At 60.7% G+C, this 26,623-nt stretch carries 23 protein-coding genes and 1 riboswitch; of the genes, 6 read left to right on the top strand and 17 right to left on the bottom strand.

The window, feature by feature from the left end; genetic code table 11:
- Position 1 precedes the first annotated feature (1 nt).
- The 3 genes from Q1B40_RS17480 to Q1B40_RS17490 are packed head-to-tail and all read right to left on the bottom strand — an operon-like array spanning position 2 to position 3,976.
- On the bottom strand, positions 2-1,999 hold the full coding sequence (locus Q1B40_RS17480) for an MlaD family protein (protein ID WP_299817137.1): 1,998 nt from the start codon (positions 1,997-1,999) through the stop codon (positions 2-4).
- A 10-nt stretch (positions 2,000-2,009) separates the two neighbouring features.
- On the bottom strand, positions 2,010-2,819 hold the full coding sequence (locus Q1B40_RS17485; protein WP_299817139.1) for an ABC transporter ATP-binding protein: 810 nt from the start codon (positions 2,817-2,819) through the stop codon (positions 2,010-2,012).
- A gap of 8 nt (positions 2,820-2,827) precedes the next feature.
- Positions 2,828-3,976 (bottom strand): ABC transporter permease, encoded by a 1,149-nt coding sequence (locus Q1B40_RS17490; RefSeq protein WP_299817141.1) that lies wholly within the window; start codon positions 3,974-3,976, stop codon positions 2,828-2,830.
- A gap of 250 nt (positions 3,977-4,226) precedes the next feature.
- Between Q1B40_RS17490 and dgcN the strand changes: the two genes are divergently transcribed.
- Positions 4,227-5,240, top strand: a complete 1,014-nt coding sequence (dgcN, locus tag Q1B40_RS17495; protein ID WP_299817143.1) for an N-acetyltransferase DgcN — start codon at positions 4,227-4,229, stop codon at positions 5,238-5,240.
- Complete coding sequence (gene dgcA, locus Q1B40_RS17500; RefSeq protein WP_299817145.1) at positions 5,237-6,220, top strand: N-acetyl-D-Glu racemase DgcA; 984 nt, start codon at positions 5,237-5,239, stop codon at positions 6,218-6,220. The genes dgcN and dgcA overlap by 4 nt, the downstream gene beginning before the upstream one ends.
- Before the next feature lie 16 nt (positions 6,221-6,236).
- On the opposite strand, the gene Q1B40_RS17505 is transcribed toward dgcA, so the two are convergent.
- Positions 6,237-7,406, bottom strand: a complete 1,170-nt coding sequence (locus Q1B40_RS17505; protein ID WP_299817147.1) for an MFS transporter — start codon at positions 7,404-7,406, stop codon at positions 6,237-6,239.
- A gap of 121 nt (positions 7,407-7,527) precedes the next feature.
- On the opposite strand from Q1B40_RS17505, the gene Q1B40_RS17510 reads away from it, so the two are divergent.
- Complete coding sequence (locus Q1B40_RS17510) at positions 7,528-8,673, top strand: protein phosphatase CheZ (RefSeq protein WP_299817149.1); 1,146 nt, start codon at positions 7,528-7,530, stop codon at positions 8,671-8,673.
- 91 nt (positions 8,674-8,764) lie between these two features.
- Here the strand turns inward: Q1B40_RS17510 and Q1B40_RS17515 are convergent, their stop codons facing one another.
- From Q1B40_RS17515 to Q1B40_RS17525, 3 genes are all read right to left on the bottom strand, one after another.
- The gene (locus Q1B40_RS17515) at positions 8,765-9,781 is read right to left on the bottom strand and encodes a threonine/serine dehydratase (protein ID WP_299817751.1); all 1,017 of its coding nucleotides are present in this window, start codon (positions 9,779-9,781) and stop codon (positions 8,765-8,767) included.
- Positions 9,782-9,924: 143 nt separating this feature from the next.
- Positions 9,925-10,974 carry a glycosyltransferase family 1 protein gene (locus Q1B40_RS17520; RefSeq protein WP_299817151.1) on the bottom strand — a complete coding sequence of 350 codons (1,050 nt, stop codon included), beginning with the start codon at positions 10,972-10,974 and terminating at the stop codon, positions 9,925-9,927.
- Positions 10,971-11,774, bottom strand: coding sequence for a UDP-2,3-diacylglucosamine diphosphatase (locus tag Q1B40_RS17525; protein WP_299817153.1), 804 nt, complete (start codon positions 11,772-11,774; stop codon positions 10,971-10,973). Before Q1B40_RS17525 ends, Q1B40_RS17520 begins: the two co-directional genes overlap by 4 nt.
- 322 nt (positions 11,775-12,096) lie before the next feature.
- Here Q1B40_RS17525 and Q1B40_RS17530 point away from each other — a divergent pair, with 322 nt between their 5' ends.
- The gene (locus Q1B40_RS17530; protein WP_299817155.1) at positions 12,097-12,876 is read left to right on the top strand and encodes an SDR family oxidoreductase; all 780 of its coding nucleotides are present in this window, start codon (positions 12,097-12,099) and stop codon (positions 12,874-12,876) included.
- A gap of 79 nt (positions 12,877-12,955) precedes the next feature.
- Here the strand turns inward: Q1B40_RS17530 and Q1B40_RS17535 are convergent, their stop codons facing one another.
- The 4 genes from Q1B40_RS17535 to Q1B40_RS17550 all read right to left on the bottom strand — a co-directional run bounded on the left by Q1B40_RS17535 (position 12,956) and on the right by Q1B40_RS17550 (position 17,480).
- A complete protein-coding gene (locus tag Q1B40_RS17535; protein WP_299817157.1) occupies positions 12,956-14,161 on the bottom strand; it encodes an OmpP1/FadL family transporter in 1,206 nt (401 codons plus the stop codon).
- Between the two features lie 594 nt (positions 14,162-14,755).
- Positions 14,756-15,862 carry a TRAP transporter substrate-binding protein gene (locus tag Q1B40_RS17540; protein WP_299817159.1) on the bottom strand — a complete coding sequence of 369 codons (1,107 nt, stop codon included), beginning with the start codon at positions 15,860-15,862 and terminating at the stop codon, positions 14,756-14,758.
- 1 nt (position 15,863) lies between these two features.
- Positions 15,864-16,670: a bifunctional hydroxymethylpyrimidine kinase/phosphomethylpyrimidine kinase gene (gene thiD / locus Q1B40_RS17545; protein ID WP_299817161.1), complete on the bottom strand. Its 807-nt coding sequence runs from the start codon at positions 16,668-16,670 to the stop codon at positions 15,864-15,866.
- 36 nt (positions 16,671-16,706) lie between these two features.
- Positions 16,707-17,480 (bottom strand): hydroxyethylthiazole kinase, encoded by a 774-nt coding sequence (locus Q1B40_RS17550; RefSeq protein WP_299817163.1) that lies wholly within the window; start codon positions 17,478-17,480, stop codon positions 16,707-16,709.
- A gap of 68 nt (positions 17,481-17,548) precedes the next feature.
- Positions 17,549-17,659, bottom strand: a riboswitch (TPP riboswitch).
- Between the two features lie 250 nt (positions 17,660-17,909).
- On the opposite strand from Q1B40_RS17550, the gene Q1B40_RS17555 reads away from it, so the two are divergent.
- Both Q1B40_RS17555 and Q1B40_RS17560 read left to right on the top strand, forming a co-directional pair.
- Positions 17,910-18,146 carry an Lrp/AsnC ligand binding domain-containing protein gene (locus Q1B40_RS17555; protein WP_299817165.1) on the top strand — a complete coding sequence of 79 codons (237 nt, stop codon included), beginning with the start codon at positions 17,910-17,912 and terminating at the stop codon, positions 18,144-18,146.
- 79 nt (positions 18,147-18,225) lie between these two features.
- Positions 18,226-18,627, top strand: a complete 402-nt coding sequence (locus tag Q1B40_RS17560; RefSeq protein WP_299817167.1) for a hypothetical protein — start codon at positions 18,226-18,228, stop codon at positions 18,625-18,627.
- A gap of 118 nt (positions 18,628-18,745) precedes the next feature.
- Here the strand turns inward: Q1B40_RS17560 and Q1B40_RS17565 are convergent, their stop codons facing one another.
- The 6 genes from Q1B40_RS17565 to Q1B40_RS17590 all read right to left on the bottom strand — a co-directional run bounded on the left by Q1B40_RS17565 (position 18,746) and on the right by Q1B40_RS17590 (position 26,547).
- Positions 18,746-19,747, bottom strand: a complete 1,002-nt coding sequence (locus Q1B40_RS17565) for a DMT family transporter (protein WP_299817169.1) — start codon at positions 19,745-19,747, stop codon at positions 18,746-18,748.
- A 102-nt stretch (positions 19,748-19,849) separates the two neighbouring features.
- The gene (gene sbmA / locus Q1B40_RS17570) at positions 19,850-21,112 is read right to left on the bottom strand and encodes a peptide antibiotic transporter SbmA (protein WP_299817171.1); all 1,263 of its coding nucleotides are present in this window, start codon (positions 21,110-21,112) and stop codon (positions 19,850-19,852) included.
- Between the two features lie 390 nt (positions 21,113-21,502).
- Positions 21,503-23,800 (bottom strand): xanthine dehydrogenase family protein molybdopterin-binding subunit, encoded by a 2,298-nt coding sequence (locus tag Q1B40_RS17575; protein WP_299817173.1) that lies wholly within the window; start codon positions 23,798-23,800, stop codon positions 21,503-21,505.
- 172 nt (positions 23,801-23,972) lie between these two features.
- Entirely contained in the window at positions 23,973-25,028 is a 1,056-nt protein-coding gene (locus tag Q1B40_RS17580; RefSeq protein WP_299817175.1) for a succinylglutamate desuccinylase/aspartoacylase family protein, read from the bottom strand.
- Between the two features lie 54 nt (positions 25,029-25,082).
- A complete protein-coding gene (rimK, locus tag Q1B40_RS17585; RefSeq protein WP_299817177.1) occupies positions 25,083-25,988 on the bottom strand; it encodes a 30S ribosomal protein S6--L-glutamate ligase in 906 nt (301 codons plus the stop codon).
- Positions 25,989-26,073: 85 nt separating this feature from the next.
- Positions 26,074-26,547: a RimK/LysX family protein gene (locus Q1B40_RS17590; protein WP_299817179.1), complete on the bottom strand. Its 474-nt coding sequence runs from the start codon at positions 26,545-26,547 to the stop codon at positions 26,074-26,076.
- Positions 26,548-26,623: the final 76 nt, after the last annotated feature.

A 26,623-nucleotide genomic window follows, 5' to 3' on the forward strand; every position in this document is an offset into this window, starting at 1 on the left:
ATCACCGCCGCCGGCCGCCTGTATAGGTCGGAACGTCTTCCCCACCGAAGATCACCCGGTTCGGACTGCGTTCAAAACTCTCCGCGGCGCGCTGGATAGACACCAGCGTCCGGTTGAACTGCCCCAGAGCGGAAGCGAAATCGGCGGACCCCTGCGTCGCGAACTTCGACAGGCCTCCGGCGATTGAATCCGCCCGGCTTTCAAACGCCACCGCCACTTTCCTGATTGCCTGCGCCGCCAGCGTCGCTTCCTTGATCAGCCCTTCGCCGTCGCCGTCCACCATCGTGGAAACCTTTTCGACCAGGCTTTCCACACGCACCGACGTGGAATTCAGCGTTGCCGCCATCTGCTTGGCATCGGTGATGATCTGGTCGACGTCCGGCGTGCGCTTGGATAGATCGTCCGTCATGCGCTGCACGTTGTCGGCGGCTTGCCTCGCACTCGCCAGCACAGCCGGTATGCCGTCCTGCGGGCTGGTCAGATCCGCAGCCGCCGTCTCGATGGAGCCGACGATATTGGACACCTTGGCCGGATCCACCGCCTTCAGCAGATCGTCCGCGGTCTGCAGTGTCGAGGCAAACCGTGTCGCCGCTTCCTGGACATCGGTGATCAGCGCCGCGATCCGGTCATCCTGACCGCGAACCGTCGCCGAGACCGCCTCGAAATTCTGCACGGTCGCCTTGGTCGAGGCGATGATGTCGTTGATCTGGGTCTGCTGGCCGTTGATGTTGTCGATAAAGCTGGCGGCTCCATCGACCGCGTTGCCGACCTTCAGCGGGTCGACATTGGCCACGATCTCGTCAACACGGGCAAGCGAGGAATTCAGACCGTCGGTGAAGCTGCCGACCGAGCTCACGATTTCCTCGATATTGAGAGGATCGATGGCTGCGGCGATCTCCACGCCCCTTGTCATGATGGCGTCGACCTTGACCACGACATCCCGCCCACCGGCGAGAATTTCCGTGATGTCGCTGCTGCGCTGTTTGACGGCCTCGACGATGCCGTTGACGTTCTGCATCGTTTCGCTTGTCGCAACGACGAGCTTGTCGAGATCAGCCGAACGATTGTCGAGAACGTCGCCAACTGCGGACGCCCCCTTCATGATACGCGCGACCTGCTCCGGCTTGATCTCGCTGACGATATTCTCGACCTTGCCGAGGCTCGCGTTGAGGCCTTCGCTGAATTTCTGCATCTCCTGCGCCGCGCCGCGAGCGTCGGAAAGAAGAAGATCGATATCCTTGCTGGCATTGCCGAGACTGTCGGAGAATGTGGTGAGATTGTCGACGATCGCGGTGACCTTGTCCGAAGGAACGGCGGCCAGCAGGCGCTCGCCCTGATCCACGAGGGGCTCCAAACGCCCCGACAGGCTTGCAAAAGCGTCCGATGCCTTGCCGATACTCGCCATGAACGTCTTCACGCCGTCCGAATTCGCGGCCAGTGCAGCGGAGAAGGTTTCCACGTTCTTGATGGTTCTGGTGACGACCGGGCCGTTTTCCTCCAGGAAGTCATCCACCGTCTTCATGGTGGAATCGGCGCGCTTGAGAACGTCGCGCGCACCGTCGACGATATCGTCGAAGAAGGATTTGTCGGCGTAGATGACCGGCACCTTGTCTTCATCGTAATCGCTCAGGAGCAGCGGTGACGCGGAGGTACCACCGCTGAGATCGACATAGGCGACGCCTGTCAGTCCGGTGAAGTTCAAGGTTGCCTTGGTGTCTTCGCGCACGGGCGTGGTTGGCTTGATGCGCACGGTGGCGACAACCTTGGTCGGATCGTCCGGGGCAAAATCCAGCGAGCCGACATCCCCGACCTTGATCCCGTTGAACAGCACCTGCCCGCCAACGGGCAGGCCGGTGACGGGACCCGGGAAGTAGATCTTGACCTGTACGTTCTGGCGGGATTCCGCCGTCACGGCCAGCCAGTAGACGAACCCGAACGCACTGATCAGGATGGCGACCATAAAGGCGCCGATCAGAATGTAGTTCGCTCGAGTTTCCATCCAGTCCTACCTATACCCGGCGCAACGCCCGTTCACCCCGGAAATACGATTTAATCCAGGAATCATCATTTTTCATCATATCGTCCAGTGTTCCGATTGCCAGAACACGTTTTTTCCCAAGGACAGCGATACGATCGCAGATAGAGTGAAGACTATCGAGATCGTGAGTGACCATGTAAACAGTCAGCCCGAGGGTTGAACTGAGATTTGCAATGAGCGAATCAAAGGCCGCGGCGCTGATCGGATCGAGCCCAGACGTCGGCTCGTCCAGAAACACCAAATCCGGATCCAGCGCAAGGGCGCGCGCCAGGCTGGCGCGCTTGATCATGCCGCCCGAAAGTTCCGACGGCAGCTTGTCCGCAGCGTCCTGCGACAGGCCGACAAGCTCCAGCTTCAGCGTCGCCAGTTCGTCCATCAGCTGCGGCGAAAGCTTCAGGTGCTCGCGCATCGGCACCTGGATGTTCTGCTTCACGGTGAGCGAGGAAAACAGCGCCCCTTGCTGGAACAGGACACCCCAGCGGCGCTCGATGGTCTTGCGCTCGATGTCGGTTGCCGTCGACAGATCGTGCCCGAAGACCGAAATCGCGCCGGCCCGCTTCTGGTTCAGGCCGAGAATTGTCCGCATCAGGACCGATTTACCGGTCCCCGAACCACCGACGAACCCAAGCACTTCGCCCCGGCGCACATCCAGATCCAGATTCTGAAGGATGATCTTGCTGCCGAATCCGACGGTAACGCCGCGTACGGACAGAACATAGTCGGTGCCGTCGCCGGTCGGTTCGACCTCGGTCTGGGTATATTCGGCTTCGGTCAGCGACATGGATCCGGTCAAACTCCGATGGCGGCAAAGAATATGGCGAACATGCCGTCCACGACGATCACAAGGAAAATGGCCTTCACCACGGACATCGTGGTGTGACGTCCAAGTGATTCCGATGAGCCTTCGACCTTCAACCCTTCCACGCAGGCAATCAAGCCCACGATCAGCGCCATGAACGGCGCCTTCACCAGACCAACGGCCAGGGTCTGCACCGTGATCGCCGCCTGCAACTGCGTGAGGAAGGCCGCCGGCGGAATGTCCAGATAGGCCCAGGTCACAAGCCCGGACCCCAACAGGGCCGAAATATCGGCAATAAAAGTCAGGATCGGCAGCGCGATCATCAGCGCCAGGATCCGCGGCAGCACAAGAACCTCGGTGACGCTGAGGCCGATCACATGCAGGGCGTCCACCTCCTCCTGCATGCGCATGGCCCCGAGCTCCGCCGTGAAGGCCGACCCGGAGCGGCCAGCCACCATGATCGCCGTCAGAATGACCCCGATCTCGCGCAACACCAGAATACCCGCCAGATCAACGACGAATATGTCGGCGCCAAACTGGCGCAGATAGAAACCGCCCTGCTGCGAAATGATCGCGCCGATCAGGAAGCTCATCAGGGCGACGATAGGCACCCCGCCGACGCAGCTCCGGTCGAACTGCACCGCAATGGAGATACCGCGCAGACGCTTGGGCTGCAGGAGCACCGTCGACAGGACCAGTCCGAGCGAGCCGAGAATATGCAGCATCGCGAGGCCGTCCTTGCCGACATCGACCATCTGCCGACCGGTTGCCTCAAGGAAGCCGAGGATGGACAAGCGTTGCACGTCCGGTTTCCACCTGGGCGGATGATGCTGCTCGATTTCCTCGAACAATGTCTGGCGCACAGGCGTGACGCCCGTCAGCTCGACCTTGCGTCCCTCGAACTCCAGACGTCCGCGGGTGCGATGGATCAGCCAGGCACCGCTTGTATCAAGATGCTCGATGTTGGAAACGTCGATCGAGGTCGGCCGGTCCTTGCCGAGCTGCAGGTTGGCGATTTCCTGTTCCGCCTGACCGATCGTGCTGACAGTCCAGTCCCCGGAGAGGGCAAGACACAGATGATCAGGGCCGTTCGCCTCGATCTGCATCTCCGGCGCAATGTTTTTTTCCAAGAATGCCATTCCGGCTGGCTGCCCTCTTGCCGCTGGTTCACCTCCCCCCGTATACCTGATGGAACAGGTCAGGTCACGGACCCAAAAACGGGAATAGTGCGGTTTGAACCGGTTTGTCCTTTTTCGGGACACAGCCCGCTCAGATCGAAATCACCTCGGGATGGCCGCACTCAACAGTGCATCTCCATCTTCGATACCACTTTCCCGTCGTTCTTGGAGCCGTAACCTGACCACCGGCAACTTATTGAAAGATTTACCCATGGAAATAGCCCGTCCCTACCTTCTGTTTCTTGGTGATGTTGCAGATTCCCTTGCGGCAAAAACCGCGACCGGCATCGTCGACTGGCGCAAAGACTGGTGTATCGGCCAGGTTCGTCTGGAAGGATGCGTTGCCGATACCGGGCTCCCCGACATGTCGATTGCGGACGGAGCTGCTGCCGGGGCGAAGACCTTCGTCATCGGCGCGGTCAATGCCGGCGGACGCCTGCCTGAACACTGGATCGATTCGGTCGTGACGGCGCTGGAAGCGGGCATGGACGTCGCCTCGGGCCTGCATGTACGTCTGGGCGACATTCCGGCCATCAGGAACGCTGCCGACAAGAACGGCCGCCAACTGCACGATGTGCGCCACAGCACCATTAGTTTTGCCACCGGCAAGGGCACCAAACGCTCCGGAAAACGCATTCTGGCGGTCGGAACCGATTGTTCCGTCGGCAAGAAATACGCCGCCCTTGCGATGGACAAGGCAATGAACGAGCGCGGCTACACCAGCTCCTTCTGCGCCACCGGCCAGACCGGCGTCTTCATCTCCGGGCGCGGTGCCTCGCTCGATGCCGTGATCGCGGATTTCATTTCCGGCGCCGCGGAATGGCTGTCGCCGGAAACAGACGAAAGCCATTGGCAGATCATCGAAGGCCAGGGGTCGCTGTTCCATCCCTCGTTCGCCGGAGTGACGCTCGGGCTGTTGCACGGCTCACAGCCGGACGGTTTCATCGTCTGCCATGAGCCGACGCGCACAAAAATGCGCGGTGTCGAAACACCGCTGCCGACCATTCAGCAGGTCATCGACATGACGGTTCAATTAGGCCAGCTGACCAATCCGGACATCCGCTGCATCGGCATCGCGGTCAACACAGCCGCTCTCGACGACGATGAAGCGCTCGCCTATCTCGCCAAGGTCGGTGAACAACACGGACTGCCGGCGACCGACCCTGTCCGCTATGGCATGGAGGTCATCGTCGACAAGGTCTCCGCCGAGTTCGGTGCCCCATGAGCCTGTCTGTCAGCATTGAGGCCGAGAGCTTCGAAATCGCCGGGGGTTTCAGGATTTCCCGCGAAACCAGAACCCATGCGCAAGTCGTCGTCGTTACCCTGACGGACGGAGATCACACCGGCAGGGGCGAGTGTGTCCCCTACCCGCGCTACGGCGAATCCCTTGAAAGCGTTCAGGCCCTGATCGAGGAAATCACGCCCCTTCTGAAAAAGGGCATTTCCCGGGCGATGCTCCAGGACGCCATGCCGGCGGGAGCGGCGCGCAACGCGGTCGATTGCGCCCTGTGGGACCTGGAAGCCAAGAAGGCGGGAAAACCGGCAGCGGAGCTTGCCGGCCTCGGAGCGATGAAAGCCGTCACGACAGCCTTCACCATCAGCGTCAATTCGCCGGAACTCATGGCGGAAAAAACCGCGGCAGCGGCACATCGTCCGCTTCTGAAGATCAAGCTGGCGGGCCCGGGAGATGCCGAACGCATCGCCGCGGTCCGGCAGGCCGCACCTGAAAGCACCTTGATTGTGGATGCCAATGAAGCCTGGGACGCAAGCTGTTTTGAGGAAAACATGGCAGCCTGCGTGGCCGCCGGTGTCGCCCTCATTGAGCAGCCGCTGCCGTCGAAAAACGACGGTCTTCTGGCGGAAATCAAGCGTCCCATCACGATCTGCGCGGACGAAAGCCTTCATCCTGGCATGGGGATCGACGGCTTGCGGGGCAAATATGACGCGGTCAACATCAAGCTCGACAAGGCAGGCGGGCTGACGGAAGCGATGAAACTCTTAAAGGCGGCCAGAGAGCAGGACTTTGCGATCATGGTCGGCTGCATGCTCGGCACGTCGCTGGCGATGGCTCCGGCGGTGCTGATCGCCCAGCAGGCGGATTACGTCGATCTCGACGGCCCGCTGTTGCTGGCGCACGACAGATCGCCGGGCCTGAGGTTCGAAGGCAGCACCCTCTACCCGCCGCAACCGGAACTCTGGGGCTGATAGCAAACGGGCAAGATCAGCCGTCGGCAGCCATCTGCCTGCGCATCAGCGGCGTCAGCGCAAGCACCATGAGAACGCCGACCGCGGCGACGGCCGCCATCAGATAGAAAGGCAGGTCGGGACTGGTTTCGTAGAGCGCACCGCATACGCCGAGCCCGATTGCCATTTGTATGCCGATGGAAGTGGCCAGAAGCCCCTGCCCGGTCCCGGACCATCGGCTCGGAACCACCTTTGCCAGGATGGCAAGCGATCCAAGGTGCGCTGCGCCGAAGGTGAGCCCGTGCAGCAGTTGCAGCGCGGCCATCGAGACGAACGTGTCGGCGAACGGAAAAAGACCCCAGCGGATGACGGCGGCAATGCCGGCGACCAGAAGGAACATGGGCGGGTCCATCCGGATCGGCAGTCTTCCGGCGATGGCGAACAGTCCGATTTCCGCCACCACCCCGATCGCCCAGAGGACACCGATGGTGAAATCCGGCACACCCATGGCCTGCCAGTACAGCGTTCCGAAGCCATAGAACGCCGCATGGCTCGCCTGAAACAGGCCGAACACCGCCAGCACCGGCCAGAACCACACGGTTGCGAAAGGTGCGGCCTGTTCCGGCGTTTCCGGCATGCCTGTCCGGTCAGCCCGTTTTTGCGAGGGCATCGACATGGCCACCAGACCGGTCATCAGGGCGGAGATTGCGATGAACACCAGAATGAGCCAATTCGTTGCCTGCGCGGCGAGCGCGCCCCCTGCCAGCGTGGCCGCAACGAAACCGGCGGATCCCCACAGCCGCATCCGGGCATAGTCGGTGCCCGTATTGCGCGCGACATCGAGCGCATAGGCATCGCTCAGCGGCAGGACGGGGGATTGAAACACCATGTATCCGATGACGGCGGTGCCGATCAGGATAATCTCAGCAGGCCCCGAGAACAGTCCGATGAATGCTGCGCCGGCGAGACTGTAGATCAGGATCGCCAGCCGTCTTTGTCCGGTCCTGTCGGCGATGTTGGCCAGAAGCGGACTTGCCGCGATTCGGGTGATCGTACCCGCCCCCAGGATGAAACCGATATCCTCCGCGCTTAAACCCCGGAATTCGAGAACCACCGGCAGAAACGGCAGGAACAGACCGAACCCGAAAAAGTGAGCCGCAAAAAGGCCTGAGACCCTTGTGCTGACTTTGGGTGAAGGGAGGATCATGTGATTAATGTCAAGGTTTGCGCCTAAAGGGATGTTAACGATTTTAGCCTTACCTTTAAGGACAAGTTGTTCGTAGCAGGACAACATCCGATCCCTAAGGCAAGTTGAGATTAGCGTCCACATGACAGCGGAAGCAAAACCGGAAGAGCCGGAGCTGATCGGCGAAGCCGAATACCACACCCTCGAACAGACTCTGTTGGAGTCCGATCGTGGACGGCGGTTTCTGACCGAGTATCTGAATCGGCACAAGACGCCGGAAACCACCGAGATCCTGACGGCAATACAGCGTCTCGAGAAAGTGGTCACCCGGCAACGCAAGGTGCCCGATCTCGACAAGATCCGTCTCGACATCGCCGACATGCATGAGGCGATCGAGCGTACCAAGTCGGAAATATCCAACATCAAGGACGAGGGCGACGAAAGCAATCGCTTCGTCGATGCATCTCACGAACTCGACGCGATCATCACCCAGACCGAAGGGGCGACCCAGTCCATTCTGGAAGCCGCCGAACAGATCCAGGAAAAAGCCTGGATCCTGCGTGAGAATGGTGGGGACGACGCGGCCTGCGACGAAATTGACGCGAAAGCGACCGAAATCTTCATGGCCTGTTCGTTCCAGGACCTGACAGGACAGCGCACCAACAAGGTCGTGCAGGTTCTCAGGTATCTGGAAAGCCGCATCAATCTGATGATCGGCATCTGGGGCATCGAGGAAATGGAAGCCGAAGCAGATGCCGGCCCGGTCGACTCCCGCCCGGATGCTCATCTCCTGAACGGCCCGCAGCACGAAGGAAAAGGCGTTTCCCAGAACAGCGTCGATGAACTGATGTCGGTCAGTGACGATGTCCTGGACGCGGCTATCAACGAGACCGAAGCTGCCGCACCGGCCAACAGCCATGCCAGCGATTCAGACGTCGACGCCATCATGGCAGGTGGCGACGAACCGATGGGTGCCGACGCGATCGATGACATGTTTGCTTCCCCCGCCGGTGACGATGCCGATGAAGAAGCAGCGCCTGAAGACGACGCGGCCGGCGGCGACGACGCGGATGCGCTGCTCGACGAGGCGGCGATTGAAAAACTGTTCGACACGGAAGTCGATGCCACAACGGATGAAGTTGCCGAGGAAGCCCCCGAGACCGCTGCCGAAGATGCAGCCGAGGAAGCCGACGCCGACGCCGAGTGGGAAATGACGGAAGAAACGTCAAAGGACGCCGATCCGCTGGAAGAACTGACCGAAGCCGAGCGTCAGGCACTCTTCAACTAAGCGGACCGACCGGTCTTTGCGAAAAAGAAAGGGCGTTGCCGGATGGCAGCGCCCTTTTTCCTTGAAATACCGGGCCGGCAGGCGGCGAGTTTTAGCGGGAGAGCACCTTCACCATCATCTGCGGATCGATGTTGCCACCGGTCAGGACAATCCCGACAGCCGCGTTCGCGATCGGAAGCTTGCCGGAAAGGACCGCCGCCAGCGCTGCTGCGCCACCCGGCTCGACTACCAGCTTGAGCTCCCTGAAGGCAAAGGCGACCGCGTCCAGAACTTCCTCATCGGAAACGCTCACGCCCTCTCCCGCCAGCTTGCGGAGTATGGAAAACCCGATTTCACCGGGAGAGACCGACATGAGCGCATCGCAGATGGAGCCGGATTTTGCCGCGTTCGACAGGCGCGTTCCCGCTTCAAGGGATCTCTTGTAATCGTCGAACAATTCCGGTTCCACGGTATGGAACAGCGTGGACGGTGACCTGGACGCCATCGCGAGCGCAATCCCGCTCGAAAGCCCGCCGCCGCCAGTGCAGGCCAGCACATGGTCAAGCTCCACACCGAGTGCCGTGGCCTGGGCGGCCATTTCCAGCCCGACGGTCCCCTGGCCGGCAATCACCGCCGGGTCGTTATAGGGGTGTACCAGGGTCGCGCCAGTTTGCGCGCAAAGCGCCGCTGCGATGGCTTCCCTGTCTTCGGTTTCCCGGTCATAGGTGACCACTGTTGCACCATAGCCGCGCGTGCGCTCCAGCTTGATTGCCGGTGCGTCGGCCGGCATGACGATGGTGGCCGGCATGCCGAGAAGCTGCGCACTGGCGGCGACCCCTTGGGCATGATTTCCCGAAGAACAGGCCACCACACCCCTGGGACGGGCCTCCTCAGGAATAAGATTGAGGCAATTGAAGGCACCGCGGAACTTGAAGGACCCACTGCGCTGCAGGTTCTCCGCCTTGATGAACACCCGCGCCCCGGTCCGCTCGTCCAAGAGAGGATGCCGCAGGAGCGGTGTGGCGAGCGCCTCGCCGCCAATCCGTACAGCGGCCGCCTCGATATCCTCGAACGTGATTGCGTTGCCGGAAGATACCGGTGTCTTGCCCTGCTCGGCCTGAAGCTGCATATCGCTCATCTGTATCCGTCCCGATGGTAATCGACAGGAACAGATGAGTAGTGAGGTTCGGGAGTGACATCAACACCAAAGGCGGAAGACCCGATTAACTCACAGGCCCTTCCCCACCCTTCCCGGGCAGAAGCCGCGCAGACCTATTCCGCCGCCCTCGCCTGCCCGGACGTGCCGTTGTAGATGTCCCGGGCTTCTATGCAGTTGTCGAGAAACTGCCGGGCGCTTGCCGCCCACGTGTAGTTCATGGCGATCTGCCGGCAATGATCGCGCGGAATGTCCAGTGCGGCCTCCGCAGCTTCCTGAAGATTTTCCGACAGCACCCCGGCGCCTGTATCGCCGATGACATCCAGTGGCCCCATCACCGGATAGGCAGCTACGGGCACACCGCAGGCAAGCGCTTCGAGCATTACGTTTCCGAATGTGTCCGTCAGCGACGGAAACACGAAAACATCAGCGTCTGAATAATGACGCGCCAGATCCTCACCCGTTCTGGAGCCGGTAAAATGCGTGTCCGGATATTCGCGCCGGAGCGTCTCCAGTTGCGGTCCGTCGCCAACGACCACCTTGGACCCGTCGAGCTTGAGGTCCAGGAAGGCCCTGATGTTCTTTTCGATCGCCACCCGGCCGACATACATGAACACAGGCCTGGGCAGCTCCGCCGGCAGCACCGAGCCCTCATAGGGCCTGAAAAGCTGCTCATCCACGCCGCGCGACCAGCGCATCAGGTTCTGGAAGCCCCGGTCGCGCAGATCCTGCTCCAGCGAGCGCGTCGCCACCATGCAGCCGCTCGCCGAATTGTGGAACCTGCGCAGCCAGCTGTAGGACCAGGAAAGCGGGATCGGCAAACGTGCGGAAACATATTCGGGAAACCGGGTGTGATAGCTCGTCGTGAAAGGCCGCCCGGACTTGCGTGCAAAACTGGCAGCCAGAAGTCCCAGCGGGCCTTCCGTGGCAATATGCAGATGCTCGCAATCGAATTCTTCGATTTTCCGGCCGACGATGCCGCGATGGGTCAGCGACAGGCGGATTTCCGGATATGTGGGACACGGCAGGGTTCTGAACGCCTGGGGCGAGAGGAACTCGACCCGAATTCCGATGTCTTCAAGCTGTTCCGCCGTTCGCTCCAGGGACCGGACAACACCATTTATCTGCGGACGCCAAGCATCCGTCACGATCAGGATGGAACTCATGCGGCGACCGCTGTTTCCCTGGACTTCGCCGGCACCGCTCCTGTCTGGGTCTGTTCCACCCATCGGATCACCTCAAACGTACCATCATGGTGTTCTGCTACCGCAGTACAGCTCTCCACCCAATCACCCGTGTTTATATAGTGTATGCCGTTCACGTCGCGATCAGCGGCATGGTGGATGTGACCGCAGATCACCCCTTGCACCCCCTGGCGGCGCGCCTCGTCCGACAGCGCCTCCTCGAACCGTCCGATAAAGCTGACGGCATTCTTGACCTTCAGCTTCGCCCAGGCCGACAGCGACCAGTAGGTAAGGCCAAGGCGGCGGCGGACAACATTAAGCCACGTATTGACGCCGAGCGCTGTCACGTAGGCCTTGTCGCCGAAAAACGCCAGCCATTTGGCGTGGCGGATCACGACGTCGAACTGGTCTCCATGGATGACAAGGTAGCGCTTGCCGCTGGCGGATTCATGGATGATGCTGTCGGTCACCTCGACCCCGCCGAAGTGGGTGCCGAGAAAATTGCGCAGGAACTCGTCATGATTGCCCGGAATGTAGATGATCCGGGCTCCCTTGCGGCCTTTGCGGAGGATTTTCTGCACGACATCGTTGTGCAGCTGCGGCCAGTGCCAGGACCGCTTCAGACGCCATCCGTCGGCAATGTCGCCGACCAGATAGATGGTCTCCGCATCGTTGTCCTTGAGGAAATCCAGCAGCATATCCGCCTGGCAGCCCCGTGTGCCAAGATGAACGTCAGAAATGAACAAAGCCCGGTAATGCCGTGATGTCTCTGCGGTAGACATAGCACTTCTCCATATTCTCTCTGGAGCGCTATAGACGCGATTCAAGTATCAATATTATGACACCACTTGCGTCCTTCTGTCTGATGTCTGCCGTCCGCCTCCATGATCAACACCACTTGGCCTGGAGTGCTTTGCATTCAAATGGTTTGTTTCAATCGTAAAACGCTTTGACGGAATCGGTTTTGTCTTTACCCGATACACGGTTGAAACTTTCCGGCACATCAACCGCATCCAGCACGGAGGCATCGGGTCGTGCGGGCGATTGACAGGTTGCGACACACCGGCGACAAACCGCCAAAGCGGAAACAGAAGGAGACATTCCATGGACCTGGGTCTTGAAGGCAAGAAGGCGATCATCTGCGCATCCAGCCGAGGTCTCGGCAGGGGCTGTGCGGAGGCCCTGGCCGAAGCGGGGTGCGAAATCGTTCTGAACGGACGCGACGAAGCCGTGCTGTCCGAAACAAAAGCCGCCATCGAGGCGGCCCACAAGGTGAAAGTAACCAGCGTTGCAGCGGATGTTTCCACCCGCGAAGGCCAGGAAGCCCTGCTGGCGGCCTGCCCTAACCCCGACATCCTGGTCAACAACAACGGCGGCCCGCCCCGCCGGGACTATTCCGAACTCGACCGGGCCGCGATGCTGGACGGAGCCATCCAGAATTTCATCACGCCTGTCGAACTGATCCAGGCAGTTGCCCCGGGCATGCAGGAACGCGGCTTCGGAAGGATTGTCAACATCACCTCCCTCTCTGTCAGGATGCCGATTGAAGGTCTTGACCTGTCCAGTGGTGCCCGCGCGGGCCTCACGGCATTTCTGGCCGGCGTCTGCCGGCAACTCGCTCCGCACGGCATCACGATCAACAATCTGCTTCCCGGAAAGATGGACACCGACCGCCTGAAAGGCGGCTTCACACGCGCCGCCGAGCAAACCGGCAAGAGCGTCGATCAGGTGCGCGCGGCCCAAGCTGCGGAAATTCCGGCACAGCGCTTCGGAACGGCAGAGGAATTCGGCCAGACCTGCGCCTTCCTGTGCTCCCGGCAGGCCGGGTATATCACCGGTCAGAACATCCTCATGGACGGCGGCCTGTTTCCCTCCGCCTTTTGAGGTTTGCCGGACCTTTTTGAAACTGGAAAGGCCGGGGCAAGCCCCGGCCTTTCTCATTTGAAGCGTCTGCGGAGGGCCGTCAGAACTTGTAGCGCAGCGAAGCCGAGATGATGTTCACATGGCTGTCGACGTCGGCGGCGTAGGTCCCGAAGGTCGAATTGTAGTCCTGATGGCTGGGATCGATGTTGATCTTGGTCGATTCCGGGATGATGTGGGTGTAGCCCAGATCAAAGGACAGATGCTGGTTGAAATTGTAGCTCCCACCTGCCGACAGCCACCAACGATTGTTGTCCGGCAGACGTGTGGACCGGATTTCCTCGTCGATCGGGGAAATCTCGTATCCGAGACCGGCGCGCAAGGTCAGTTTCTCGTTGAAGTCGTACTCGCCGCCAAGCGAGAAGAACCAGCCGTCGTCGTAGTTGAAATGCAGCGTGGTCAGTGTCGCACCCGATGCGTCCGAGATCGCACGCGGCGATTTCAGGCGGCTCCAGTTGGTCCACTCGACGGTGCCCAGCACCCGGAACTTGTCGGTCAAGCGTTGCCGGGCAGAGATGTTGACCATATCCGGCGTCACCACGCCGAGACCGATCGCGCTGCGCGTACCGCTGGCGAAGAGGTCTCCCTCCAGGTCGTGACCCACCCCCGAACGGTAGCCTACGCCGATTTCGGTGCCCTCGAAGGGACGCACGGTCACACCGGCGGTGACGCCGAAGCCGACGCCATCCCCAGTGATCTCATTGGATCGCGGGAAGCCCGCACCGGACGTCGCATCGGCGGATTTCAGGGCAACGTCGAGATACTGAACCTGCACACCGACCGCGACCGTGACCATGTCGTTGATCTGATAGGCAATGGCCGGGTTCACGTTGATCGAAAAGACCGAGGACGACCTGGAATAGAACTGTGCGGCCCAGTTCATGTCTGGTTTGGTAGAAAGACCGAACGGCGCGTTGATGCCGACACCGAAGATCAGATTGTCATTCAGCCGGTAGGCCGCATAGGACGCCGGAATGAAAGCATCGGAAGCAATATCGCCACTGCCGATGGAAGATGATCCCAGAAGACCTCCGGACAGGGTGCCATCGATCTCGGAAACGGGAAACAGGCCCGTGTTATGCGCTTCGACGGTCAGTCCCTTCTCTGCGCCCATCAGGGACGCCGGGTTCCAGTACATCGACGATATGCCGCCACCCGTCGTTCCGTAGCCCGCAAAAGACATGCCCTGATAGTAAGCGCTCTGCTCACGTAGCGCAAAGCCGCCCGCATGAGCCGAACCTGCAATCATAGATAGTGCGACTGCGGTTGCAGCAAATAGAATGGTTTTTTTGTTTACGCTTGTCATAGCGTTTCCTCCCCTACCCGTCCCGCCGGGTGTTCCACGACAACTGAAGACAGATTTTCGGGAGAAAGTTTCAGGTTTCAACCTAATAATAACGGGAAGACCTGCTGCGGTTTTTGATGCTGCACCGCAAAATACGCCGTGATGTGACAAGATATTTTTGGTTGCACCTCTCAAACTCTTCGAAAAGGATATGTTCGGCGACGGTTCGTCACACCAACGACACATGTTTGCTCACTTGCCTAATTATTAGGCAGGGCGACTACGCATTTTCTCTGACGTGCATTAGTGTTGGATCGTTGCGGCTTTGCCACAGGTTTCCCAGGGGAACATCGGCATCCGGGGGATAAGTCCCTTGAAATACCTTCGCAAAAACACCAATGGTCCGACTTATGAAATGGCCCGTTTCTCCGGCTGAATCGGAAAAAGCGAGGCATTGCTGCCCCGCTCCCTCGTCATAAACCTGTTTGTCTGCGACCGAAGAGCCGCCGCGATCCGGCGCCGGCCGGCACGCACTTTCGCACCCGACCGGTGACAGGGCTAACCGTCCCGGGCCGTCAGGAAGCGCCGCATGGCAACATCGCTCCAGGGCGCCAGACGAACCAGGGCAGCGGTGTAGCTTTCCTGAATACGCGCGCTAAGCGGGTCCTTTTCGGCAAATTCGGCCAGAACCACGGCAGCGGTTTCCCGCAAGGCGACCAGAACATCCTCCGGATAGAACCTGACCGTGACGCCATCTTCTTCCTGAAGCAGCTTCAGGCTGCCGGCGTTCTGCCAGTCGCTTTCGGCAAGGGCCCGTCCGTTCTCCGCCCGGCAGGCCTCCAGAACGATTGCCCGCAACTCCTCGGGCAGTCCGTCAAGCGCGACCTGATTGAAGATCGCTTCCCCCGTGCCGTTCGGTTCGTGGAAGCCCGGCGAATAATAGGATTTGGCGGCCTTGTGGAAGCCCATGGCCCGGTCGGACCAGGGACCGAGAAATTCGGTCGCGTCCAGAACGCCGGTCTGCAGGGCCTGGAACAATTCGCCCGGCGGCAGGCTGACCGGTGTCGCGCCGAGCCGGCGCATCACCTCGCCGCCAAGTCCCGGCATCCGGATCTTGAGCCCCTTGAGGTCGGCGAGACTGTTGATCTCTCGCCTGTACCAGCCCCCCATCTGCACGCCGGTGTTGCCCGCCATCACCGGCTTCAGGCCGAAGGGCGCGTAGAGCTCGTCCCACAGCGCCTGCCCGCCGCCCTGCTCGATCCAGGCGATGTGTTCATGAGGCAGGAGACCGAAGGGGATCGCGGTGAAATAGACCGAAGCAGGGATCTTGCCCTGCCAGAAGAACGACGCCGTATGCGCCATCTGGGCCGTTCCAGCTGCGACAGCCTCGAACACGCCCAGCGCCGGAACCAGTTCTCCGGCCGCATAAAGCCGAATGCGCATCCGGCCGCCGGACATTTCGCCGACCCGGTCGGCAATCCGCTGCGCGGTCACACCGGGACCCGGCAGGTTCTTCGGCCAGGAGGTCACCATCTTCCATTCGAGGGTGGCGTTTTCCTGCGCAAGGGCGGGAGCTGCCAGGACTGAGGCACCGGCAGCGGCGGACGCCCCGAGCAGTGCCCTGCGATTTATCGTCTTGCTGGCGTTTGAGGATCCGTCAGACATCTCATTTTCTCCAGAATTCATGAAAGTGATGGACAGGTCCGTGCCCCGCACCGATGTCGAGGCGGTCGGCGGCAGCGATTGCGGACTGGATATAGGTTTTCGCGTGCCTGAGCGCGGTTTCCAGATCCTTTCCCGCCGCCAGTCCGGCGGCTATGGCGGACGACAGGGTGCAGCCTGTTCCATGCGTGTTGTTGGTCGCGATACGGTCCTGCCGCAGCCAGAGTTCGGTTCCGCTCCGGTCGATGAAAAGGTCCGCGCTTTCGTCGCTCGTGCCGTGCCCGCCTTTCAGCAATACGGACCTGGCCCCGCGCTCAAGCAACTGTTCGGCCTGTGCGCGCATGGCGGCCTCGCTGTCCGCCACCTCTCCCTCCAGCATGCGGGCAGCTTCATGGAGGTTCGGCGTGATCACATCGGCGCGCGGCACGAGCAGGCTCATCAGGCTGTCGACAGCACTTTCGGCAAGCAGCGGATCCCCGGAGGCGGCCACCATCACCGGATCGAGAACCACCGGTCCGGTGTCATGCACCGCCAGACCTTCGGCGACCGCCTCGATGACATCGACACGCGACAGCATGCCGATCTTGGTCGCATTCACCTTCAGGTCCGAATAGACCGCATCCATCTGGGCGCGTACGAAATCGGGCGGAACGTCGTGAATGGCGCTCACACCGAGGGTGTTCTGCGCGGTCAGGGCCGTCAGAATACTGGCGCCGTAGACACCGTTTGCGGAAAAGGTCTTCAGGTCTGCCTGAATGCCGGCCCCTCCGCCGGAATCCGACCCTGCTATTGTCACCGCGATAGCGGTCATGGGCGTCTCCTCTTCGTTCTGAAATGGGAACAGTCGTCAGGCGGCCTTGAGCCGGGCCTCGATATCGACAAGGCTCATCGCATAGAGCGCGTCGAGCAACTCCGGCACGAAGGTGCCCGGACCGCAAGAGCGTGCAGCCGCGACTTCTCCGGCGATGTTGAACACCGACAAGCCACAGGCGGCAGCAAGCGCCCGGTCGGTCTCCACGCTCGCGAAGGCGGCAAGCACCGCCCCGCCCGCACATCCCGTCGCCGTCACACGCGCCATCAGCGGATGTCCGTTCAAGAGCCGGAAATCCCTGTTGCTGCTTTCGATCTTGTCTTCTTCACCGGTCACCGCGAACACCGTTCCTGCAGCGATCATTTCTTCCACGCCGGTCCTTCCGGGAAACAGCGCTTCCATTTCCGGTGCATTCAGGCGCACGAGGTCCGGACCGCAGGACAGAAGCTCTGTCGCATAGGCACAGCGAACCGGCGAACGGTTGACGAAGACCGGATCGATGCTGACCGGCCGCCCGGCGGTTCTCGCCGCCTCGATGGCAAGCGGGATTGCCGCGCGCCGGGTCTCGTCAAGGGTTCCCAGATTGACGAGCAGCGCATCCGCACTCCCGGCGAATCCGGCGACTTCCTCTTCGGCGATGGTCATGGACGGGACCGCGCCGAGCGCCAGCAGCACATTGGCGGTGAAGTTCTGCGCGACCCCGTTGGTGATCGCGTGGACACGCGGCGTCTTCTCGCGCACCCGCAGCAGAAGCTCGTAAACCGTCTCGGCGGACAGGCCGTCGGTGGACGCGGCAACGGTGAGGCTCATGAGGCACCTCCCGAGAGGACCGCGAATGCGCCGGTATGACGATGGATGTGGAGCGGGCGATCTGCCCTGGATGTCATCATCTCAAATCCCTCCGCCGGTACAAGCCGGATCAGGTTCAAGGAGTTGGCCAGTCGCCTCTCAGCCCGAGCCACTATAGCCAGGCACCCCCATGAGATATCTGACAGCTAACAAGGCCCGTCCGCTTTTGCAAGTCCCCGCTCGCCACGAACCCTTGCCGATTAACTGCTGAGGCAATTGACTGGAATGCCGAGATGGGCGATGTCCTTGAGAAGAAATTTATCCGGATCAGCGGCCGTTCGATCACAATTGCATCAAAGGCCGAAAGCTGATCGATCTTGAAATGAGAGAGCATCCTGTGTGTCTTCGCAGGACCGCGTGATGCTCTCGTCCCAATGTCCGGAGCGCCGCATGACCCCGTTTTTCGTGATGATCAAATGCCAGCTCGGCAAGACTTACCAGGTCGCCAGCGCGATCGCCGACGCGGAGATTGCCTCCGAGGTCTATTCCACCAGCGGCGATTATGATCTTCTGATAAAATTCTATATCGAAGACGGTGCCGATATCGGCCATTTCGTCAATGAAAAGGTGCATCCCATCGACGGCATTCAGGACACGAAAACCATCATTACCTTCAAGGCTTTCTAGGGTGTGGACCTCCCGCATCTGTTTGAACGCAGGAGGCCCGACTGATTTATCGCACGCTTTTCCGATCAGGAGATATTCCATGCGCATTTTGAAATCCGCCGCCCTCATACTGGGCCTCAGCTTCCTTCCGCTTCCGGCGTCCGCCCAGGGCATGCCGCCGGAGCAGATCAAGCAGATCCTTGACGTGACCAAGGCCAACTGGGTGGGCTTCCGGGACTGGCAGGGTCAGGAACTGATCTATTTCACCCACCTGGAAGCATGGAAATGCGGTATCGACTTTGTTTTCTACGGTCTGAACGGCGGCCCACTGGACCAGATCTGGGAACTGGATGAATGCAATCCGGACAACCCGAACGCCGTCCTGAAGGAAAAGCCCTACCTGGAACGGCCCGATGGCTCGACCCAGTCCATCAGCGTGCAGCTGATCTTCCCGGACGGCACCAAAAGCGCCGTCGAGACTTTCCTGTACAAGCCGCAGTAGTCAGGAAATTCCAGGCACGAAGTGCCTCCCCGGCCTTGAACCGGGGTCTTTTCGGGATAGGTCCCGGCTCAGGGCCGGGACGGCATTCAGCGTTTGAAGTCGGCCTGTAAAGGCGCTCTCACGATCTCGACGGTGACGACGCGCGGCGGGATTTGGTGCGGTCGAGGCCGAGTTTGTGTTCGCGGTAGATGACGAAAACGCCTGCGGCAATGACGATCAGCGCACCGATCACCACTTCTGGAACCGGTATCTCCGAAAAGATCAGCCAGCCGACGATGATCGCCCAGAGCATGTTGACGTAGTCGAAGGGCGCGATGGTCGAGGCATCGGCGAACCGGTAGCTCTGCGTCAGCAGGATCTGGCCGACACCGCCGGCGAGACCGATCAGCAGCAGCAGGCCGGCCGTCTCCGCATCCGGGACCACCCAGGCAAATTCCGGAACGACAAGACCCAGCGGCAGGGTCAGCAGCGACAGAACTGTCGCCGATCCGGCGAACCAGGTGACGATGGTCGAGGTGCGTTCCGTCTCGCAGAGCTTGCGCACGGTGATCATGGCAAGCGCGCCGAAACCGGCGCCTGCCGTGCCCAGCAGCGCGCCGAGTGTGGAGGCATTGTCCAGTTCCTTTTCGCCCAGATGCGGCGACAGCACCACGAGAATGCCGAGAAACCCGATCACGACGGCGCTCCAGCGATAAATCCGCACCTGTTCCCCGAGCAGGAAAAACGCCAGCACCACCACAAACAGCGGCGTTGCGAAGCCGATGGCCGTGGCGTCCGGCAAAGGCAGCAGGTAAAGCGCGGTGAACGAACAGACCATGGCGGAAAGGCCGACGGTCGCGCGGGTCAGATGCCCTTTCGGATTTTTCGTCCGGAAAGCCAGCACCAGTTCACCGCGCATGGCGACCATCAGCAGGACCGGGAACAGGCCGAAGAAATTTCGGGCAAATACCAGTTCGCCGATGGGCACGGTGTCGGCGGCGATCTTGAGGGCGGTCGCCATCATGAAAAACGCGATGGTCGAGGCCAGTTTCAGCGAGATGCCGATCAGCGGTGCGTGCCGGGTCATGCCCGACTGCGCTGGCGGACCCGAAAAGCGGGACAATACGCTCCGAAGCGTCATGCAGATCTTCCGCGGCCCGGCGCAGAAAGGTGTCTCACGCGGTGCGTCGGGCCGCAGAACCGCGAGGATCAGGTTGGGTAACGCCAGATCGGCGGCGCTGGTTTATGAACCCTCAGCCGGGTGGGAGACCGGTTCTCCCGCTCCGTCCGTCATCAGACTTTCCCGCTCGGCAATAGAGACCTCGAAGCCTTTCAGGCGTTTGTAGATGGAAAGCAGCTCGATGATCGTCGTCCAGGAATTGACCAGATACTGAAACGAGGAGGACACCTGCCCGAAAGCGGTCAGGATCTGCTGGACAATGCCGTAAGTGATCGTACCGGCTACCATGGTTGGAACGAGAAGGAAATAGGTGAACAGGTTATCCGCCTGCAGGTAGACGCTGCGGGTGAGGTTGAAATAGAGGTAGTGAAAATAAAGCCGGAAATAGTTCCGCCGCACATTGGAGAACAGCTCCTGAAGGGTGACCGGCTGCGCCCTGTGCTCGTGATCCTCACCGTAGACGAGTTCCTTACGATAGGCGGCCTCGACGCGCTGGTTGTGGAACTCCAGGCCCGGCAGCTTGATGCCGACCACCGCCAGGAGCACCGTCCCGAACAGCGACCACAAGATTGCCATCGTAAACAGGGGCGCCGGAATCTCGCCGATGATCGGCAGGGTCTGTACATAGCCGGACAGGGCGAACAGGACCGGCAGGAAGGCGATGAGGGTCATGACCGCATCGATCATGGAAACACCCAGCCCTTCCATGATCAGCGCGAAACGCATGGTGTCTTCCTGGATACGCTGCGAGGCCCCTTCGATGTGGCGCACATTGCCCCATTTGCTGACATAATAATCGTTCATCGCGGTGCGCCAGCGGAAGATGTAGTGGCTGACGAAAAACCGCGTCACCACAAACAGCGTCACGCTCAGGGAAACGATTTCCGCGAAGCTCAGCATCAGGGAGTAGAAGTCTACCGCGGTGACGCCCTTGTCCCCCTGCAAGGCATTCTGCAGCGTGTCGCCGAAGGGCCGCCGCCAGTTGTTGATCGCCACCGACACCTGGACGGAAAAATAGGTCGTGAAGATGATCAGAGCCGATCCCCAGATCGACCAGATCTGCCAGGGGTGGTTCCGTGCCAGGAACGACCAGACCCCGCAGAATATTCCCGTACTGAGCGCGTAATAGACATAAAACCAGAGAAAGTCGGGCGTGATGAAGAAACTCAGGCCGACCGGTGGCAACACGTCCTCCGGCATGGAGCCGAAACCGAGCGGTCCGCCGAGATCGTCGGCAAAGCCGTACCAAACAAGCACGGCGGCCAGGGACCAGATAACAGCGGAGGTAAAAAACAGGTGGGGTCTTGGAAAGAAGGACTTGAACACAGGGAGGATCCTGTTTCTGGAAAGAGGTGAATCGCGCCACACACGACAGGGAAAGCTCAGATTGCGGCAAGAACCGGCCATTTCAAACGTATAATTGAAACAAACCACAGACACATTCGCGCGAGTTCGCTCTCAGGCGGAGACCGTCCCGGGCGGCTGGCAGATTTATCCGGCTGGAACGTGCTGATGGGTACGTAGCCCTTTTGCGAACGGCTCTTCAGACTGCTGACAAAAGCATGCTCTCACCGTCATCATCCCGGCAAAGCGCCGCGCGAACCGGGGTGATGAAGGCGAGGTTATCGACAAACGAAGGCCGGCGTCCCGCGCCGGCCTCTGATTTTCGTATCAAGCGAATTTCCGCATCCAGACGCCTGGTATAGCCGGATGAACCTAGCCTGCCGCCTGGATCGCGTCCCAGACCCGGAGCGGGGTTGCGGGCATATCGATCACCTCGGTGACCCCGGCTCCCTCCTTGAGGGCCATCTGCACCGCGTTCATCACGGAGGCGCAGCCACCGATGGACCCGGCCTCACCGGCCCCCTTGATGCCCATGGCGTTGGTCGTGGAAGGAATGTTGTGGGTTTCGAACTGGATATCCGGCAGATCGGCCGCACGGATCATCTGATAATCCAGCAAGGACGCCGTCAGCAACTGGCCCTCGTCGTCATAGACCGTGTGTTCGCACAGCGCCTGGCTGATCGCCGAGACCGTGCCGCCATACACCTGGCCGGCAAGCAGGATGGGATTCACGGTGACGCCGAAATCGTCAACAATGACATAGTTTTCAACCGTGACATCGCCGGTCTCCGGATCGACCTCGACCTCGCAGATATGGGTGCCGTTGGGATAGGTCGCTTCGCTCTGGCTGACTTCTTCGCTGGCCTTGAGCGTTTCGCCCGACGAAGCCGCGATTTCGGCCAGCGTCACCTGCTGGTCGGTTCCCACGACACGCACGACGCCGCTTTCCAGTTCGAGATCCTCGATCCCGGCCTCGAGCTTGTCGGCGGCCAGCTCCTTGACCTTCTTGACCAGTGCAACGCTGGCATCGCGCACCGACGGCATGCCGATCGGGATCGAACGCGATCCGCCCGTGCCACCGCCCTTGCGCACCCGGTCGGTATCGCCCTGGATGACCTCGATATCGTCGATGGATACGCCGAACTGTTCCGCCACGACCTGGCTGTAGGCCGTTGCATGCCCCTGGCCGTTGGTCTGGGTGCCGATCAGCAGAGTCAGTCCGCCGTTCGCATCCAGCTCCAGCGTCGCTTCCTCGCTGCCGGGAAAGGCGCAGGCCTCGACATAGGAGCAGAGGCCGATGCCGCGGTATTTTCCTACAGCGGCGCTGGCGTCCTGGCGTGCCTTGAAGCCCGCCCAGTCGGCAACCTCCAGGGCCTTGTCCAGATGACCTGCAAAATCGCCCGTGTCGTACATGCGGCCGGTTCCGGTCGTATAGGGCAACTGCTCCGGCTTGATGAAATTCCGCTTGCGGATTTCCACCGAGCCGAGCCCGGTTTCCTCGCCGGCCTTTTCAATCAGTCTTTCGATGAGATAGGCCGCTTCCGGCCGCCCTGCCCCGCGGAAGGCGTCCGTCGGCACCGTATGCATGTAGACGCCTTCGACCTTGGCGAATACGGCCGGGATATCATAGAGCCCGGAGGTCATGGATGTGCCGACAAAGGGAATGAACGGGCCGAACTGGTGCAGATAGGCGCCCATGGCGGCCTTCACGTCCACTCTCAGTCCGAGGATCCGACCTTCACCGTCCAGAGCCAGCTCCCCATGGCTGAGATTGTCGCGGCCATGGGCATCGGTGACGAAATGATCCATACGGTCCCCGGCCCAGCGCACCGGCAGGCCAAGCTCGCGGGCAGCAATCATGGCCAGCGGATATTCGCGGTAGCAGAAGCCTTTTGTCCCGAAACCGCCACCGACTTCCGGCGTGATCACCTGCAGGTCTTCCTTGGGCAGATCCAGAATGCCGCAAATGGTGTCGCGCATGCCGTGACCGCCCTGGGTTCCCAGGGTCAGCTTGAAACGGCCGCTTTCGGAATTGAACTCGGCGACGCAGCCGCGCAATTCCATGTAGTTGGCGACGATGCGGTTGTTGACCAGATCGATCGAAACAATCTTGTCGGCCTGTGCGAAAGCCTCGGCGGTCTTCGCCTCGTCGCCCTGTCCGTACGTGAAGGAGACGTTGGAACCGAATTCGGGCCAGACCTGAACCGCGCCGGGAGCGAGCGCCTTTTCTATGCCGACAACCGCATCCAGCGGATCGTAGTCGACTTCCAACATTTCAGCGGCATTGCGGGCGATATCGAGACTGTCGGCGACAATGAAGGCAATCGCATCGCCCACATAACGCACCGTATCCGAACACAGCACCGGCTGCTCGGGGATCGGAAAGCTCGTCCCGTCGATCTGCTTGGGCCGCCCCAGGCAGGGCATGGACCTGCCGGCAAGCTCCGCGCCGGTCAGGACCATCCGGACCCCGTCCATCGCCCGGATGTCGTCCACATTGCCAAGGCTTATCTTCGCGTGTGCCATGGCCGACCGCAGAACATAACTGTGGAGGCATCCTTGCGGCGTGTAATCGCCGGTATAAATGCCGTGCCCTGTCAGGAGCGGCTCGTCTTCCTTGCGACGCAGTGGAGCGCCAACACCGAATTTCGGAGTGACCATCTGGTTCATGAAACGGGACCTGCAGTTTTTGGGAAGATCTTCCCGGGAATGCCGAACACCAGGAGCGATGGCTCAATCATAGTGCGCAATGGCGGATGAGGCCATATGACAATATCAGAACAATCGCATCAGGAAACCGGCCGACGGTAAAAAAACGCATATGAGCGCTCGTTGATCGACTCTAGATGATTTCATCCTCATCGAACAAGGGGTCGGCGACAAGCTGCGAGGCAAGACTGTCGAGCGTCAGTTCCGCATCGTATTTCTCGCTGACATCGGCGATATGAAACAGGCCGTCGCCTTCATTGACGACAGGCAGGTTCGAGCGTCCAACAATCAGCCCGCCGTAGTCCGCGACAACATTCCGGTCGATCTCGCCGAACGGATCGGAGACAATTCCCAGCAGCATTTGCGGCTCCACGACATCACCGGTCGACTTGAACGGCCTGAGAAGACCGCCCGCCGGGGACCGGACCCAATAGCTGGACTTGGTCAGGATGGAACGGACCTTCGGCCGGGTGATGCCCTTCGGCCCAAGCATCTTCAGCGTCCGCATCACGCGCAATATTCCCGAAACGCCGGCGCGAATGGACATTTCGTCGAAACGCAGCCCCTCCCCCGCCTCGAACACCAGCACATCCTTGCCCTTGGACTGGGCCGCCTCGCGCATCGATCCTTCGCGAACCTTGGATGTCAGGATGACAGGGGCGCCGAAGGCCTTCGCAAGAACCAGGGTTTCGGGTTGCGACGGCGACACCCGGATCTGTGGCAGGTTGGTGCGGTGAACCGCCGCTGAATGCAGGTCTATTCCATAGTCGGCCCGGCTGACGATTTCCGTCATGAACAGGTTCGCAAGACGCCCTGCCAGCGATCCCTTCAGGCTGCCGGGGAAGGATCGGTTCAGATCGCGTCGGTCCGGCAGGTAGCGGGAATGGTTGAGAAAACCGAAAGCATTGACGATCGGTATGACCAGCAATGTCCCCTTGAGCTTTTCCAGTTCCGGCGCTTCAAGCTGCGGCGCCTTGAGCAGCCGCCTGGCGATCTCCACCCCGATCACTTCGTCGCCATGGACCGCCGCACTGACGAACATCACCGGCCCGGGTTTGCGGCCGTGCAGCACATGCACCGACATGGTCACGGGCGTATGATCGGAAAGGACACTGACGGGCAAGTCCACCGTGCGCCGGGTTCCCGGCGCCACGACATGTTCACCGATGTGGAATGAGCTGGCCGGCATATCTCACGATCTCGTTTCGTTGATCATATTCAGAAGCGACGAAGGCGGGTGACCTTACCCGCGTCCCTTTGTCTTGGTTTTGCCCACCTGGGCGTTCTTTGCGAGAAAGGCAATGATCTTCCCGGCAACATCGATGCCGGTCGCCTTCTCCACGCCTTCCAGGCCGGGTGAAGAGTTGACTTCCATCACCACCGGCCCGTGGTTGGACCGCAGCATGTCGACGCCGCAAACGTTGAGACCCATGGACTTGGCCGCCCGGATGGCCGTCGAGCGCTCTTCCGGCGAGATCTTGATGGACGCGGCGCTGCCGCCGCGATGAAGGTTGGAGCGGAATTCCCCTTCCGCGCCCGTGCGTTTCATGGCGGCGATGACCTTGCCGCCGACCACCAGTGCGCGGATATCGGTTCCACCGGCTTCCTTGATGAATTCCTGCACCAGAATATTCACGTTGGCGCCGCGGAAGGCCTCGATCACCGATATGGCCGAGCGTTCCGTATCTGCCAGAACCACCCCGATGCCCTGGGTGCCTTCCAGAAGCTTGATCACCACCGGCGCGCCGCCGGCTGTGCGCAGAACTTCCTCGGTCATCTTGGGGTCGTGGGCGAAAGTGGTCACCGGAAGACCGATCCCGTCGCGCGCCAGCAACTGCGTTGAGCGCAGCTTGTCGCGCGAGCGGCCGATGGCCACCGATTCATTCAGAGGATAGACCCCCATCATTTCGAACTGCCGCAGAACCGCAAGACCGTAAAAGGTGATGGACGCTCCGATCCGCGGGATCACCGCGTCGAACCCGGTCAGCTTTTCACCGTTGTAATAGATTTCCGGCCGCCGCGAGGCGATGTTCATGTAGCACCGCAGTGTGTTGATGATCTCCAGTTCATGACCAGCCGTCTCCGCAGCTTCCTTGAGACGCCTGTGGGAATAGAGGTCGGGATTGCGCGCCAGCATTGCGATTTTCATCGAATAGGTCCTCTCGGTTCAATACCGCCATGCCGGCCGGCTCCGGGATCTTCCCGAAAACCTTCTTTCCGCCGGACAATGACAGTCAGTGTTTTGTCGCTACTGCGGGCTTGCCGGCCAGAAAGGACCGCCCCGCATCCACCAGGACCTTGTGCCGCCGGATGGCCGTGCGCCCGAGGATCATGTCGAAACCCATATTCGCGCGGTTCGCCAGCGAAACATCCACATGCCAGTGACGGTCTCCCAGGTGCAGCAAGGTTCTGATGACGATCCGCCGCTCGGGAACACCGCTGGTATTCTTGATATCGCGCTCATCGTGGACCGGCACCTCAACCTTGAAATCCGCATGGTGACGGGAAGCAGGCACCTTGAAGCGAACCCATTTCACCCCGTCCCGCTCAAAGATTTCCTGGTCTTCCGCATGAAGCGCGGACGTGCGCGCGCCGGTATCGATCTTCGCCCGCATGTCGAAAACGCCCAGCTCCGGCAAACTGACGACTTCACGCCAACCGACAACATCCGATGCGATTACGGCGCGAGCCTTTTTCAACCTTGTCATTCATTGGAGTCCTGGCGGCACTTCCGGTCCGTGCGCCGAAATGCCCATCCTGAATGCGAGCATTACATGACGGTGA

Source organism: uncultured Roseibium sp., assembly GCF_947496995.1.
In the GTDB taxonomy this organism is placed as follows: Bacteria; Pseudomonadota; Alphaproteobacteria; order Rhizobiales; family Stappiaceae; genus Roseibium.